The 15841-nt window shown below is 40.9% G+C and carries 13 protein-coding genes; 7 read left to right on the forward strand and 6 right to left on the reverse strand.

Going from position 1 to position 15841, the window contains the following annotated elements:
- Positions 1–44: 44 nt before the first annotated feature.
- The 3 genes from rfbA to galE all read right to left on the reverse strand — a co-directional run bounded on the left by rfbA (position 45) and on the right by galE (position 3185).
- A complete protein-coding gene (gene rfbA / locus TW89_RS02210) occupies positions 45–911 on the reverse strand; it encodes a glucose-1-phosphate thymidylyltransferase RfbA (protein WP_049332928.1) in 867 nt (288 codons plus the stop codon).
- Between the two features lie 73 nt (positions 912–984).
- A complete protein-coding gene (rffG, locus tag TW89_RS02215; protein ID WP_128580415.1) occupies positions 985–2052 on the reverse strand; it encodes a dTDP-glucose 4,6-dehydratase in 1068 nt (355 codons plus the stop codon).
- A 116-nt stretch (positions 2053–2168) separates the two neighbouring features.
- Positions 2169–3185 carry a UDP-glucose 4-epimerase GalE gene (gene galE, locus TW89_RS02220; RefSeq protein ID WP_003747972.1) on the reverse strand — a complete coding sequence of 339 codons (1017 nt, stop codon included), beginning with the start codon at positions 3183–3185 and terminating at the stop codon, positions 2169–2171.
- A 221-nt stretch (positions 3186–3406) separates the two neighbouring features.
- Here galE and TW89_RS02225 point away from each other — a divergent pair, with 221 nt between their 5' ends.
- Genes TW89_RS02225 through TW89_RS02235 form a run of 3 tightly spaced genes read left to right on the forward strand, consistent with a single transcriptional unit; the run spans position 3407 to position 6452 of the window.
- Positions 3407–3637: an acyl carrier protein gene (locus TW89_RS02225; RefSeq protein WP_003747973.1), complete on the forward strand. Its 231-nt coding sequence runs from the start codon at positions 3407–3409 to the stop codon at positions 3635–3637.
- A 3-nt stretch (positions 3638–3640) separates the two neighbouring features.
- Positions 3641–5080, forward strand: coding sequence for an AMP-binding protein (locus TW89_RS02230; protein ID WP_128580416.1), 1440 nt, complete (start codon positions 3641–3643; stop codon positions 5078–5080).
- A 1-nt stretch (position 5081) separates the two neighbouring features.
- Complete coding sequence (locus TW89_RS02235; protein ID WP_128580417.1) at positions 5082–6452, forward strand: XcbB/CpsF family capsular polysaccharide biosynthesis protein; 1371 nt, start codon at positions 5082–5084, stop codon at positions 6450–6452.
- Positions 6453–6825: 373 nt separating this feature from the next.
- On the opposite strand, the gene TW89_RS02240 is transcribed toward TW89_RS02235, so the two are convergent.
- The 3 genes from TW89_RS02240 to TW89_RS11795 form a co-directional block, all read right to left on the reverse strand.
- On the reverse strand, positions 6826–8061 hold the full coding sequence (locus TW89_RS02240; RefSeq protein ID WP_128580418.1) for a hypothetical protein: 1236 nt from the start codon (positions 8059–8061) through the stop codon (positions 6826–6828).
- Complete coding sequence (locus TW89_RS11790; protein WP_349251547.1) at positions 8058–9650, reverse strand: CDP-glycerol glycerophosphotransferase family protein; 1593 nt, start codon at positions 9648–9650, stop codon at positions 8058–8060. The genes TW89_RS02240 and TW89_RS11790 overlap by 4 nt, the downstream gene beginning before the upstream one ends.
- Positions 9651–9766: 116 nt before the next feature.
- The gene (locus tag TW89_RS11795; RefSeq protein WP_225522170.1) at positions 9767–11485 is read right to left on the reverse strand and encodes a glycosyltransferase family A protein; all 1719 of its coding nucleotides are present in this window, start codon (positions 11483–11485) and stop codon (positions 9767–9769) included.
- Between the two features lie 533 nt (positions 11486–12018).
- Here TW89_RS11795 and TW89_RS02250 point away from each other — a divergent pair.
- The 4 genes from TW89_RS02250 to TW89_RS02265 are packed head-to-tail and all read left to right on the forward strand — an operon-like array spanning position 12019 to position 15819.
- Entirely contained in the window at positions 12019–13194 is a 1176-nt protein-coding gene (locus tag TW89_RS02250) for a polysaccharide biosynthesis/export family protein (protein ID WP_128580419.1), read from the forward strand.
- 11 nt (positions 13195–13205) lie between these two features.
- Positions 13206–14375, forward strand: coding sequence for a capsule biosynthesis protein (locus TW89_RS02255; RefSeq protein ID WP_128580420.1), 1170 nt, complete (start codon positions 13206–13208; stop codon positions 14373–14375).
- Positions 14375–15172, forward strand: coding sequence for an ABC transporter permease (locus TW89_RS02260; RefSeq protein WP_049332909.1), 798 nt, complete (start codon positions 14375–14377; stop codon positions 15170–15172). The genes TW89_RS02255 and TW89_RS02260 overlap by 1 nt, the downstream gene beginning before the upstream one ends.
- Positions 15169–15819 (forward strand): ABC transporter ATP-binding protein, encoded by a 651-nt coding sequence (locus TW89_RS02265; protein WP_003747991.1) that lies wholly within the window; start codon positions 15169–15171, stop codon positions 15817–15819. Before TW89_RS02260 ends, TW89_RS02265 begins: the two co-directional genes overlap by 4 nt.
- The last annotated feature ends 22 nt before the right edge of the window (positions 15820–15841 follow it).

A 15841-nucleotide genomic window follows, 5' to 3' on the forward strand; every position in this document is an offset into this window, starting at 1 on the left:
TTTCATCTAAAGGCCGTCTGAAAAGTTTCAGACGGCCTCAAACATTATTTTTTCAACAGGCGCAGCAAATATTGGCCGTATTGGTTTTTTGCCATCGGGCGCGCCAGCTCTTCCAGTTTTTCATCGGAAAGCCAACCGTTGCGCCAAGCGATTTCTTCCAGGCAGGCGATTTGCAGGTCTTGGATGTTTTGCACGGTTTGGACGAATGAAGCGGCTTCGTGCAGGCTCTCATGGGTGCCGGTGTCCAACCATGCGAAACCGCGTCCCAAAAGTTGTACCGACAATGAACCGTCTTCCAAATACATTTGGTTGAGGTCGGAGATTTCCAATTCGCCGCGGGCGGACGGTTTGATTTGTTTGGCGAATTCGACGACGCGTTGGTCGTAGAAGTACAAGCCGGTTACAGCCCAATCGGATTTGGGCTGTTGCGGTTTCTCTTCGATAGACAGGGCGTTGAAGTTTTCGTCAAATTCAACCACGCCGAAACGCTCGGGGTCTTTGACCTGATAACCGAATACGGTTGCGCCGTGGGTCTTGGCGGCGGCCTGTTTCAATGTTTGCGTAAACGATTGGCCGTAGAAAATATTGTCGCCCAAAACCAAGCAAACATTGTCGTTGCCGATAAATTCTTCGCCGATGATAAATGCCTGTGCCAAGCCGTCCGGGCTGGGTTGCACTGCATAACTGATGGAAATGCCGAAATCGCTGCCGTCGCCAAGCAGGCGTTTGAAAGAGGCGTTGTCTTCGGGCGTCGTAATCACCAAAATATCGCGGATTCCTGCCAGCATCAATACGGACAGGGGATAGTAAATCATGGGCTTGTCGTATACGGGCAGCAGCTGTTTGGATACGCCGCGCGTGATGGGGTAGAGGCGAGTGCCGCTGCCGCCGGCGAGGATAATGCCTTTCATGGGTTTTCTCCTGAGTAGTGTGTGTTTGCGTGATTTTCAGACGGCCTAATATGGGAACAGGCCGTCTGAAAACTTATTTTCCGGTGCCTAAACGCTCCAAACGATAGCTGCCGTTCAATACGTTTTGCCACCAGGTTTTGTTGTCCAAATACCATTGCACTGTTTTGCGGATGCCGGATTCAAATGTTTCCTGCGGTTTCCAGCCCAGCTCCCTGCCAATTTTGGTAGCGTCGATGGCGTAGCGCACGTCATGGCCGGGGCGGTCTTGTACGAAAGTAATCAAATCTTCATAACGCGCCACACCGGCCGGTTTTTCAGGAACAAGCTCTTCCAGCAGGGTACAGATGGTTTTGACGACTTCAATATTGGCTTTTTCATTGTGGCCACCGATATTGTAGGTCTCGCCGACAACACCTTCGGTAACAACCTGATACAGCGCGCGTGCGTGGTCTTCGACAAACAGCCAGTCGCGGATTTGCATACCGTCGCCGTAAACGGGCAGCGGTTTGCCGTCAAGCGCGTTCAGAATCATCAAAGGAATGAGTTTTTCCGGGAAATGGTAGGGGCCGTAGTTGTTGGAGCAGTTGGTTACGATGGTCGGCAAGCCGTAAGTACGCAACCATGCGCGGACGAGGTGGTCGCTGGACGCTTTAGAAGCAGAGTAGGGGCTGGACGGCGCGTATGGCGTGGTCTCAGTAAACAAATCGTCTGTGCCGTGCAAATCGCCATAGACTTCATCGGTAGAAATATGGTGGAAGCGGAAGGCTTCGCGCTTTTCAGACGGCATTTGTTGCCAGTAGGCGCGGGCCGCTTCAAGTAGATTGAATGTGCCGACGATATTGGTTTGGATAAATTCGCCTGCCGAATCGATAGAGCGGTCAACATGACTTTCCGCTGCCAAGTGCATCACGGCATCAGGCTGGTGTTGTGCGAAGACGCGGTCGAGTTCGGCGCGGTCGCAAATATCCACTTGCTCAAAAGCATAGCGAGGATTATTGGCTACCTCAGTCAAAGATTCCAAATTGCCGGCATAAGTCAGCTTATCGACATTGACGACAGAGTCTTGGGTGTTTTGGATAATATGACGGACAACGGCAGAACCGATAAAGCCCGCGCCGCCGGTAACAAGGATTTTTTTCATAAGTTTCAGAGGATAGTCAAAATAATATAAATGGATTATAGCAGACAGAAAGTGTGTTTTTCAGATAAAGAGGCCGTCTGAAAACATCTCTTTCAGACGGCCTGTATCAGGTCAACTTAATCGTCGTAGCCATTTGGGTTGTTGCTGACCCAACGCCATGAGTCTTCCATCATCTGCGCTAAATCACGCTTGGTTTCCCAACCGGTCTGCGCTTTGGTGTAGGCAGGATCGGCGTAGAAACAGGCCAAATCGCCATCGCGACGTGGTTTGATTTGGAACGGAATGGTCAAACCGGAGGCTGCCTCAAAAGCACGGATGATTTCCAATACCGAATAAGCACGTCCCGAACCCAAATTAAACAGGTGTACGCCCGAAACATCGCTTTTCGCCTGCATTGCTGCCACATGGCCTTCCGCCAAATCCATTACATGGATATAGTCGCGCATACCCGTACCGTCGGGAGTAGGGTAGTCATCGCCGAAAACCGACAATTGCGGCAGCTTACCTGAAGCCACTTGGCAGATATAAGGCAGCAGATTGTTTGGGATGCCGTTTGGCTGCTCGCCGATCAAACCGCTTTCATGCGCACCGATGGGGTTGAAATAGCGCAACAAAATCACGCTCCAACGCGGATCGGCCTTTTGGATATCCGTTAAAATGCGCTCCACCATAGACTTAGACGTGCCGTAGGGGCTGGTCGTATCTCCCGGTTGCATATCTTCCGTATAAGGCACTTTACCCGGATCGCCGTAAACCGTAGCCGATGAACTGAACACAATCTTAAATACACCAGCACGCGCCATTTCTTCAGCCAAAACTAAGCTGCCCGACACATTGTTGTCGTAGTATTTCATTGGTTCGGCCACGCTTTCACCGACTGCCTTCAAGCCGGCAAAATGGATGACGGCATCAATATCGTGTTCTGCAAAGATTTGACGCAACACTTCACGATCACGGATATCCCCTTGGTAAAAAGGCACAGACTTGCCGGTAATCTTTTCCAAGCGCGGGAGGATGTTGGCAGACGAATTGCACAAATTGTCCAAAATCACGGCATTAAAGCCTGATTTCAACAGGGAAACAACGGTATGAGAACCGATAAAACCGGTACCGCCGGTAATAAGAATAGTCATTGGTTTTCCTTAATTAAAATTGTGTTTGGAAGTCGTGAAACCGGTTGGTTGAAAATACAAACGCTTTCAGATGGCCTGGTGTAAGTGTTGTCAAAGAGGGATTGCTTTATTTGGATATTGTATATTTAGTTACCTGAAAAGTAAAAAAATATGGGATAATCACAGTGTTATGCACAGGGTGCAAAGCGTTATCATTTCAATTTTAATAAAAGGATCTTACCATGTCAGTATCTAACGAAGTTTTGGCGTTGATTTCACAAGTTGCACAAAAACAAGTGTCAGCAAATGAAGAATTGTTGTCTACAGGACTTATTGATTCTGTGAGCGCAATGGATTTGGTTATGGCCATCAAACAAAAATTTGATGTTGATTTGCCGTTTGAGCAACTGGTTGATATTTTGGCAAACTCAGCCAATATCATTCAATATGTTGAAAATAATTACAAAGGCTAAATCATGAAACAATTAAATGAATTCCAAAATCTTGATGATTTTTTGGAATGCCGATTCAGCCAAACTTTGGGAAAAGCGTTAGTTAATGATACTCAGGAATGTTCTTGGGAAGAGTTGCGCGTAAAAATAGCCGCATTTATCGAGGCTTACAAAAGCATAGCAGATATTACCAAAAACATTCCTCTGGTGTTGCACGGCCATAAAGAAATTGATTTTGCAGTGGCAATTTATGCCTGCTTATTAAACAAAATCCCTTTTATTCCGGTGGATAGTATTTATCCTGAAAGCCGTCTGAACAATATCTGCCAACTGTCGAAAGCACGCTTTGTATACCGTTCGGCAACGCAAACTTTTGAAAAGCAGACTGATGAAGAAGTAGAGTTGGCTGAAAAAGATTTGGCTTACATCATGTTTACTTCAGGAACAACCGGCGCACCTAAGGGTGTGCAAATCGGTCGTGAAGCCGTGTTTAACCTGATGAAATGGATGAAAGAGCAGCTTAATTTAGCCGCACCTAATGTATTTATGAATCAGGCTCCGTTTGCGTTTGATTTGTCAATGTACGAAATCTTTGGCAACTTGGCTTACGGTGGTTGCATTGTCATGAACAGTCGTGATGCTATTTCTAATCCTGCCACCTGGATTGATTTTTTGGCCAAACAACAAATTACTACTTGGGTTTCCACGCCTTCTTTTGCCATGCAGCAGCTGCTTAACCCTAAATGCAGTCAGGCTACTTTACCGAGTTTGAAAGAATTTTTGTTCTGTGGCGAAAAACTTGGCAAACCAGTAGTAAATATGATTTTTCAAAAATTTCCCGGTGTCCGTGTTATCAATACCTATGGTCCGACTGAGGCTACTGTAGCAACAACTTACGTTGATATTACACCTGATATGCTGGCGGCAGAAGAAGAGTTGCCTGTAGGCGTTGCCGTGCTTAATTCCAAATTAGAGATTGTTGACGAAGAGATTTGGATTAGCGGTAACCATGTGATGCGTGGCTATCTGAACAACGAAACTGAAAATGCTAAACGCTTGGTAGTACACAGTGCAGATAATCGCACTTATAAAACAGGTGACTACGGTTTTGAAAAAAATGGATTGTTCTATGTACAAGGCCGTAAAGACGAGCAGATTAAGCTCAATGGCTACCGTATCGAACTTTCAGAAATTGAAGAAAAAATCCTTAACCTTAAGGAGTTTGCCTTTGATAATGTGGCAGTAGTGGCTTTGAAACGCAACACAGGTGCAGTATTGCGTTTGGTGTGTTTCTATACAGCCAAGCAAAGTGCAGATACTCAGGCGATCAAAGACGCATTAGTACAAAATTTACCGTCTTACATGATGCCGTCTGAATTTATTCACATTGATGAAATTCCAGTCAGCACCAACCATAAAACCGACAAAAAAGCATTGTTGGAAAAATATCAACAGGGTTTATAAAATGGATTTATATAAAATTCAGCAAAACATCTTACGAAAAGCCAAGATTGATCCTCAAAAGGTTAACGCTTGGATTTATAACAATCAAAGTATAGTGTTCGATTTTCTGTTGAACGACTATTTTGTCAGCATCAGCTATTCAACATCAGGGCAAACTTTTAACTTTATTGAGCGTAATAAGAGCAAAGTTTCTAAAATTTCTATTTTTCCAAAATTCCTGAAATATATTTCAGAAGTTTATGGAAGTTACCCACAATCGGTTAATCAAGAAAAGACAGTATTGTCTTTTAAATTTGCTGAAGCCGATTGGGCAAAAATCGAGGATAAATTTAGTGAGATTTTAGAAGTTACTTCCATTTATCTTGGCAGCGAACTGTGCTACATCCTGAATGTTGAAAAACATAAAGGCATTAATTTAGCCGAGTACTTGAATAAGCCGGAAGTTGAATACATTGGTATTAAAGGCGACAGTAATGAGTTTTTCCTAAGCTATGCTCGGAATCATGGTCTAAGTGATTATGTTTATGAGCTAAATAATAGAGGCTTTTTAGCTGTTGAACACAAAATGGGTGTAAGTGTGTTCCGTCGCGTGAATAAGCACAGTTATAAAGATCTTTTGGCTTATTTCCCAGATTCTTTCCATGAGTTGGAAAATGTACTTTATACTGTTGAAGCACCTAAATCCATTAACTCTAATAAGAAGAACCTATTAGTATTATTTTCGTATACGCATAAAAGTAATGAAAATATGCTAGATAGGTATTATAGTCATCCATTTCCATTTATTGCTAATAGTATTATGCCTAATACCTATATTATTCGTGTGGCTGATGTAGCTGATGCATTCGGTAGTCATGGTTTAAATACTAAGTTTGATGAAAATATTGAAGATAATATTCAGCGTTTTATCAAGAGCCTAATGAATATTTATGGAGTAGAAAAGGAAAATATAATAATTTCAGGGTACTCTTCAGGAGGTACTGGTGCAATCTATCATGGATTGCTTGGGGAGTATAAAACTTTTGCTATTGATCCTTTTTTAGGTAACCATAATTACTATAAAGGTAAGGATCCTTTGTATTTAAATTCAATTCGCAAACCAATTATAGAGACATTTAAAGAACTACCTACTAGAATTAATCATAATTTTGATAATCAAGTGGTTATTTCCTCTGCTAAGGTTTCGGAGTTTTATCCAGATATAAAAGAACTTAAACGATCTTTGCCTGCAATCGTATTATATGAATTTGATTTTGAGAAAATCCGGAAACATACTGATTTTCCAAGTAATGCTTCATTTTTAATACATACCATTATTAATAATTTGTTGTTAGGAATTCATATCACTGATTCAGACATTAATTTGAATTAAGATCTGAAGTAAATGGATGGTAGAATTTGATTAGTGCAGCTATCAATAGTAAAGGCCGTCTGAAAACATCTCTTTCAGACGGCCTGTATCATGTCAACTTAATCGTCGTAGCCATTTGGGTTGTTGCTGATCTAACGCCATGAGTTTTCCATCATCTACGCCAAATCACGCTTGGTTTCCCAACCGGTTTACGCTTTTGCCTGATTTTCCTTCAATAATTAACGTGTAATTAATATTGGAGTATTTTTTAGCATTTAGTCCTGTAAGAATGTTAATGCATATCAATAAATAGAGTATTTTTAACCAGCTTAAAATCCTGCAAGTCTATAACAGTATCATGTATAGAAAAAATGAATTAAACTTTTCCAAAGCCTTATTCTTTAAATAGTTCAAGTATTGCCAAAGATGAGTTACTGTTAAAACTAAAGGTATCAGAGGATTTTGTTAATGTTTTTTGCGAGCTTAATGCCAGTTTTGAATAGTACTCTCCAGATTTAATTGCAATATACAGTTGATATTCTGCTTTGGGTAAGTCAGAAATATCGATGCCTTTTAAATCAAGTGTTGTGAAATAGCCTTTGTCATAGATTACAAAATCACCATCAAACAGCTCTCTAGTCAGGTGGGGACGATGCAGTTTTGCTAAACCTTTGGTGTATGTTTCTCGAGTACGAGTATTCTGAAGAATCAGTTCATACTGTACATCGCTGTAATTGGATATGTGTACCCCTCTTAATATTGCAATACCTTCTATAAATAGGATATTGTCTTTATATTCACAGTTTCTAACATCTACATAAGGAGTTGGATTCGCTACATTCGGTTTTGGTATTGGTTGAGTGCCAAAGAAATTGACTTCGCCTTGATTAAATCGGGGAGTCGCCTCTGAAGCTAATGCATAATAAATTCCAAGTAACAATGCGGTATGATGCGATGTAACCTGATTATGCTCTCGGACAAATGCCGAATAAGTTTTTAACAAGTTGAAATTCCGATATTTGCGGAAATCATCTAAATGCGGTTGGATCTCGGTTGGAAATTGGATATCGGCTTCCGAGGTCAGTAAATAAATATTCTTGTCTAAATCTTGATCTTTTTTCAATAGGTTAACGATTAGTTTATCAAGATAATCTATTTGAGCCTTTTGATAGTTTTTTCCCATCATGTGGGTAGCAACTGATTTCCAGAAATTATCTACATAATTTCCGATATGAAGCTGAGGTACAGTAACCACAATGTTTTTAATATTCATGCTTAAGGCATGATAAAGGGCCGCACTCCCTCCTTTAGAAAATCCAGTAAAGGTGACATTTTCAGGAGATAGATTACGTTGATTTATTTGAGATTGGATGAATTCCTGTACGGCTTCTTTAACCCGGAAATCCATATCTATACACAGGTAATAGGTATACATTCCTTGGAAATTATCGTTAATCCAAATAACGTCAGCAGGGCAGTCCGTCATAGCATTAATAAAGTCATAATTGCCAGGCGTTGCATTAAGAAAACCTGAAAATACGATGATTAAATGTTTAAAGTCATATTTGCTGGGTTTATGTCGGTAAATAACTTCGATACCATTACTGGCAGTAAAAATTTGTTCGTTCATTTTTCTTCCTTAACGGCTGCCTTATATGAGGCAATAGTTTTGCTATCCGGGTACTTTTCTGTAAATTGTTCAAGCAATGTCTTTTCGGTTGTTGTATTACCTTGATTATGCAGTTCCTGCAGGTAGGCGGGAACCAGATCTTGCGGCATCATTAATAAATCTTGGCCAAAGGCACGGTTAAGCTGAGTAAACAGTTTTTCACCGTTTTGACGCAGTTTTGCCAAACGTGCAATGGCAATTCGACATGCAATATCACCTCTTTGATACCCTTCATAACGGACTAAATATTTATGAGCTTGTTGGAAATTGTTTAAGCGCATACAGAGATAACTTGCTAAGAGTTCCAGCTTGAAGGTCTTTTTATCTTCAACTGTAAAAAACTTAGTCAATAATGTTTCAATTAGGGCAAGAGCAACAAAATATTCTTTTTGAAGGATTTTCTCAGCTAACAATTGAATCAGGTGGTGCTTTTCTGACAGATCAGATGAAATATATTGGTTCAGTTTTTTTACTGATTTGACATTATTCTCTAAAGAGGCTGCTAATATAGCAATTAATTTATCTTCTAAAATACCAATATTGTTTTTAGAAAAATATTTAATTCCTAAAGTAGGGTTACCAATTTGGAGGCTGACTTTAGCTCTCCAGTAGTCAGCATCAGAGGTTGGATGTTTCTCTAACCAATTCAACAATTCAATAAATTTGTTACCTTTAAATAGAGCATTCAGATATCTATTAATATAGTTTGCCCTTTCTTCTGGTGTTAAATCAGAAGTGTTTTCCAATATAGCAGCAATTCGTGAAGCAGCAACAACCCATTCACCCAAGTTCTCAACTTGAAGAATCATTTTCTCTATATAGTTTAGATCATTTGATAATTCAGGTTTATCTAAGTCAAGAATAGCTTGGTAGACACGCTCACAATTATTCGAATCCCTAAATTGGAATGTCTTATCGATGCGTGTTTGATACAAATCCGGTACTTTAGCTTGATTGTCTACCAGATCTTTTAATGCTGCCAGAATTTCTGTTTCATTATAAGCAACTGCACCAAAACCATCTCGGTTATAGTCAAAATAACCTTTTTGATAGGTGTGATTTCCACTCGAGAATACTTCATCATAATCAAATTGATAATACAAAATAGCTTTATTCAAGTAGGCTACATCAAATGCAACAGATGAATAGTCGGTAATCAAGATACTAGTATTTTGGAAGACGGATTGGATGTTACCTTCTGAATAGCTATAGATTTTAATAAAGTCAGGTACAGTGAACTCATCCATGTATTCCTGAATACTTGGATGTGGTGCAAAGACGATTTGATAACCTTGATCATTCAGTTCTTTTAATATGGCGTGATTCATGAAACCATGCCAATGTTTGGCATAGTTAGTTTTCATAAAATCAGGGTTTCTTGTTCGTTCTGTACCTGAAATATATGTGCCTACAATGGAGCTACGCCATGTTGGCATAATTAAAATCTGTTTAGATTCGGTATTATTATTGATAAGTAAACGGTCATAACGAGGGAAACCTGTCAGTTTAACTTCTTTTTTACCAAATTTATAAGCAGTTGTGTTGTCCACAATAGAATGGTATTCTGGATTTGTCGCTGTAACGAAACAAGCAATTTTTTTGGTATTTAACCAACCTGATAAATCATCTTTCGTGATGCCATGTTGTAAAAAGACGTAGTCTTTATCTAATAGGGAATTATCTTTGAAATAATGTGTGATATATCCATCAACATGACTACTGATGATTTTTGCGCAGTCTTTAATTTACTCTCAAATGCAGATGAGCCAAATTCAAGCAAATTAAACCCATCTTGTTCGAGTCTTTTCCAATCAGAGGATGTTTTTTTCAGGGCAAAATAAATATCTTGTTTGGGATGATTTTCACTAATATAACGATATAAGTGTTCTGCATTATCATCGGCCTGATTGTCCCTATCCATTAAAATCCAGGCATTCGATTTAATCGTGGATTTTTGTTTAAATGAAGTGAATACCGTTTCGATTGGTAGTTTGTCAAATTGTTTTCCTGAGAATGTTAATTTGGCTTTTTTACCGGCTAAAAAAAGTTCTAAATCGCCCATGTCGTGACAAGGAAGCCATGTGCGGTATTCTTTAGTGTATAAACTGCCTAGAAAGTCATAGACAACCTCTTTTTGGTATTTAGGGAATATTTCCTTACCATTAATCATCCATTGTTCGATAATTGGGAAATTTGAAAAATATTTCACCAAAATTTGTTTCTTTTTTAAATCAAAATCTTCAATATAGGCAATTTGACTTTTAGGTGCTGTATTTTTAAATAAACCAAGCAAGGCAACTTTTTGAAAAAACCATGTTCCTGCCAAATTAAAGCGAAGGATTGTTTTTTCATCAATATACGAAAACATTTCATGTAGTAGGGCGATGAAATGCTTTTTTTGCTCTTCGTTTAGATGTGACAATGCTGCAGGTTTGTTTACGATACGGCCAAAATACCAAATGATATGGTATAGGACAATTCTTTGAATATGTTCAGGAATGTTTCCAAATTTCTTTTTAGCTGTTTTTAAAATTTCAATACAGCCTTTTTCAATCACTCTAGAAAATAGTAATGGATTTTGCCATGCTCCATCCAAAGTGGATGAGCCATCAGAACGTTTTCGATAAAAATAACTAATTTTTGATAAAAATGCAGCATTAGTTGATAAATCAGTATTTAGAATATAATCAGTAACAAATTTTGCATCTTCAAAACTAGGTTTCATTGCTTCATCAAAAGAAATATGTGCGTTACGGATATTATCAATTTTGAAAAAAGCAGTACTTGCAGATAATTGTAGATGATCTTTTAGATTTGATAATGGAAGAACAACATCCCCTTTAGCAAAACGGTATTTTAAGGGGTGTGTATCTTTTACCATGTCTTTATCTTCAAAGTAGAAGACTAATGGACAACCCACTATGCTGATATTGGCATTTTTACGTAAGAAAGTATCTGTTTTATAGAAGTAATCAGGAGAGACAAAATCGTCTGGGTCTATGAAGGTTACCCAATCAGTTTCGACATATTGCAAGCCTAAGTTACGCGCAGAGGCCTGTCCGCCGTTTTCTTTATAGAAATAGCGAATATTTTGAGGAAACTTCTGTTGCCACTTTTGAATAATCTCAGCTGATTTATCGACTGAGCCATCATCAACTAAAATAATTTGAATGTGTTTTTTAAAGTTTAGTCTTTGTTTTGTCAGGCTGGAAAAGAAGTCATCTAGATATTTTTCAACATTATATACTGCAGCAACAACGGTATATTGGTTTTTTCCGGCTCGTTTAATTGGTAGATATCTTTTTACTTGTGTAATTCGTTTTTTGTACATATCTACAAAAAAAAGTTTTGGGTCACGAAGAAGTTTTCTAAGTTTTCTATTCATTGTACGTTATCCAAATTGATAAATTAGTGAATAATATTGTTTAAATATGCGTATTAATGTCTTAATAGTTATTTAGATCAAATAGATCTTATTTGGGAAATTGTTGGTGTCGAAAAGTAGAGTATTTAACCAAATTCTTCCAAAAATTTAATATGTTATACAGAGAATTTACTATAATGATAACATATTTTACAATGTGGTATAGGTGGAATAGCTGGCTGCTTAGCGTTATTTGGTATGGAATTTGTGGGGAAGGAGTGTTTCGCTATTTTTAACGAAGCTACATACCGTTTTGAAACTGCTGGTTTTTAATAATGGAATGGCGAGTCAAGGAGGCGCATCAACAATTGTAATGAGGTATGATTTGCGAGGAGATTGTGGCCAGCAAAGAGGATGCTTGGTCCTGGAGTTTTTTTAAGTCGTTTCATTTTTGCAATGTGGTAAAAATCGGACGTCGTTTTTCAGACGGCCTAAATTGATTTTCAGATGTTATAATGATGGAATTGAATTCCAAGTATATTAGGATTTTATCTGTGTTTAAAGCTAAATTTTTTGGTCAGCGCGCGATGTTGCTGATGTTCAGTACGGTATTGTCGGCGTGTAGTCTTCTTCCTGCTTCCGGTCCAAGTACTGGTAAAGTTGTTGCTTTGGGGCAACAGAATGAGGCAAATATTCCCGATGTGGAATTGGTAGATGTTAATGCTGATGTGGCTGCTTCTCTTTATCAAGCTCAAGTGGGCCAATCCTTGGCCCAACTGGGAGAGGGCTATGCTTCTGTGGGTGCCATTGACGTCGGTGATATGTTGGACATTACGATTTGGGAAGCTCCTCCGGCTGTGTTGTTCGGCGGGGCTTTGTCGTCTACCGGTTCGGGTAATGCGCAGCAAACGAAGCTGCCTGAACAGATGGTCAGCTCTTCAGGCACGATTTCTGTGCCGTTTATCGGCGATGTGTCTGTCCTAGGTAAAACACCGGTTCAGGTGCAAAACATCATTAAAGGCCGTCTGAAAAAAATGGCGAACCAGCCGCAGGTAATGGTGCGCATGGTGCAAAACAATGCGGCGAATGTATCGGTTATCCGCGCGGGTAACAGTGTACGTATGCCTTTAACGGCTGCAGGCGAGCGTGTGTTGGATGCGGTGGCTGCCGTGGGCGGTTCGACTGCGAATGTACAAGATACGAACGTACAGCTGACACGTGGTAATGTTGTGAGAACGATTGCTCTGGAAGATTTGGTGGCGCATCCGCGTCAAAATATTTTGTTACGCCGCGGTGATGTAGTCACAATGATTACAAACCCAAGCACATTTACTTCTATGGGTGCTGTCGGTCGCGCACAGCAGATTGGTTTCTCTGTGAAGGGCTTGTCTTTGGCCGAGGCTGTGGGACGTATGGGTGGTCTGCAGGATTATAGTGCAGATGCGCGCGGCGTATTTGTATTCCGTTATGCGCCTTTGTCTGAGTTGCCGCCGGAAAAACAATCTAAATGGGCAGAAAAAGGGTATGGCGATCGTGCGGAAATTCCTGTGGTTTACCGTTTGAATCTGACAGATGCAAATTCTATGTTTTGGATGCAGCGTTTCCCTGTGAAGGATAAGGACGTGGTGTACGTATCGAATGCGCCGTTGGCTGAAGTACGTAAGTTCTTGTCATTTGTGTTCTCGCCTGTGGTTAGCGGTGCGAGCAGTATTAATAATTTAACGAATTAATGGGGAAAATAATGTCTGAACAAGTTTCTACAAATGTGGATGTGAAACCGGAACAACCGGCTCCCGAAAAGAAAAAGGCCAAGAAGTCTTGGTTGCGTAAGATTAATCCGTTGCTTTGGGTAACGGTTATCGTGCCTACTTTGTGTTCCGGTGTGTATTACGGACTATTTGCTTCTGATCAGTTCACATCTCAGTCCAGCTTTGTGGTGCGTTCTCCTAAGAGCCAATCGTCTTTGAACGGCTTGGGCGCTATTTTGCAGGGGTCTGGTTTCTCTCGTGCGCAAGATGATATTTATACCGTGCAGGAATATATGCAGTCGCGTTCGGCTTTGGACGCGTTGCGTAAGAAAATGCCCGTTCGCGATTTTTATGAAAAAGAAGGCGATATTTTCAGCCGTTTTAATGGTTTTGGCCTGCGTGGCGAGGATGAAGCGTTTTATCAATACTACCGCGATAAGGTATCCATCCATTTTGACTCTGTCTCAGGCATTTCTAATTTGAGCGTTACATCTTTCAATGCCGGTGAATCTCAAAAGATCAATGATGCTTTACTCAAACAGGGTGAGGTATTGATCAACCAGCTGAACGAGCGTGCTCGTCAGGATACGATTCGTTATGCTCAGGAAGTGGTCAATTCGGCTGAAGAGAAAGCTAAAGAAGCTTCTGCCCAATTGACAAAATTCCGTGTATCCAATGGTATTTTCGACTTGAAGGCGCAATCTGATGTGCAAATGGGTTTGGTATCCAAATTGCAGGACGAGTTGATTGTCATTCAGACCCAGCTTGACCAGGTAAAAGCCGTTACGCCTGAAAACCCACAAATTCCAGGTTTGATTGCGCGTGAGAAGAGCTTGCGTAAAGAAATCTCGCAACAAATGAAAGCGATTTCCGGCGGTGGCGAGGGTTCGTTGTCCAATCAGGCGGCGGAATATCAACGCGTGTATTTGGAAAACGAATTGGCTGAGAAACAATTGGCGGCGGCGATGACTTCTTTGGAAAGTGCAAAAGCGGAAGCAGATCGTCAGCAATTGTATTTGGAAGTGATTTCCCAGCCAAACAAACCTGACTTGGCACATGAGCCAAACCGTCTGTACAACATCGTGGCAACGTTTGTCATCGGTTTGATTGTCTATGGTATTGCCGTGTTGCTGTCTGCAAGTATCCGTGAGCATAAAAACTGATGAAAGAGCTACATAAAACATCGTTTTTGGAGTCGCTGCTTATCCAAAAAAGGGTAATCGGCGCACTCTTAATGCGTGAAATTATTACTCGCTACGGTCGTAATAACATTGGTTTTTTGTGGTTGTTTGTCGAACCTTTGCTACTGACTTTGGTTATGGTGTTGATGTGGAAGTTTTTCCGCATGAACAACGTGTCCGCCTTGAATATCGTGGCATTCACGCTGACAGGCTATCCGATGATGATGATGTGGCGTAATGCTTCTAATCGCGCCATCGGTTCGATTGCGGCCAACACAAGCCTGCTGTATCACCGAAATGTACGTGTTTTAGATACCATTTTTGCGCGTATGTTGTTGGAGATTGCCGGTGCTACGATTGCGCAGGTCGTGATTATGTTCGCATTGGTCGTCATCGGTTGGATTGATGTACCGGCAGATATTTTTTATATGCTGTTGGCTTGGCTTTTGATGGCAATGTTTGCCGTTGGATTGGGGCTGGTCATCTGTTCGGTGGCGTTTCATTTTGAGCCGTTTGGCAAAGTTTGGAGTACCATCAGTTTTGTGATGATGCCTTTGTCCGGCGTGTTTTTCTTCGTACACAACCTGCCTCAGCAGTTGCAACACTATGTGCTGATGCTTCCGATGGTGCATGGTACAGAAATGTTCCGTGCCGGATATTTTGGTAACAGCGTTACGACTTACGAAAATCCTTGGTATATTTTGTTGTGTAACTTGGTTTTGCTGCTGCTTGGTTTGGCAATGGTGGCGAGATTCAGCAAAGGGGTTGAGCCGCAATGATTTCAGTTGAACACGTTTCCAAACGCTATCTGACTCGCCAAGGTTGGCGGACAGTCTTGCACGATATCAACTTCAAAATGGAGAAGGGCGAGAAAATCGGTATTCTCGGCCGCAACGGTGCAGGTAAATCGACGCTTATTCGTTTGATTAGCGGCGTTGAGCCGCCGACCACGGGCGAAATCAAGCGGACAATGAGTATTTCTTGGCCTCTGGCATTTTCTGGTGCGTTTCAAGGCAGTCTGACCGGTATGGACAATTTGCGTTTCATCTGCCGGATTTACAATGTAGATATCGATTATGTGAAGAACTTTACCGAAGAGTTTTCCGAGCTGGGTCAGTATCTTTACGAGCCGGTCAAGCGTTATTCTTCAGGTATGAAGGCGCGTTTGGCATTTGCTTTGTCGTTGGCTGTAGAATTTGACTGCTATCTGATTGACGAAGTGATTGCAGTAGGCGACTCGCGCTTTGCCGATAAATGTAAGTACGAGTTGTTTGAAAAGCGCAAAGACCGTTCCATCATTTTGGTGTCGCACAGCCACAGCGCCATGAAGCAATATTGCGATAATGCGATGGTGCTGGAAAAAGGGCATATGTACCAGTTTGAAGACATGGACAAAGCCTACGAATATTATAATTCGCTGCCTTAAAGCGATTGTTTTTAAATCAGGC

Source organism: Neisseria flavescens, assembly GCF_001618065.1.
Classification (GTDB): Bacteria; Pseudomonadota; Gammaproteobacteria; order Burkholderiales; family Neisseriaceae; genus Neisseria; species Neisseria flavescens_A.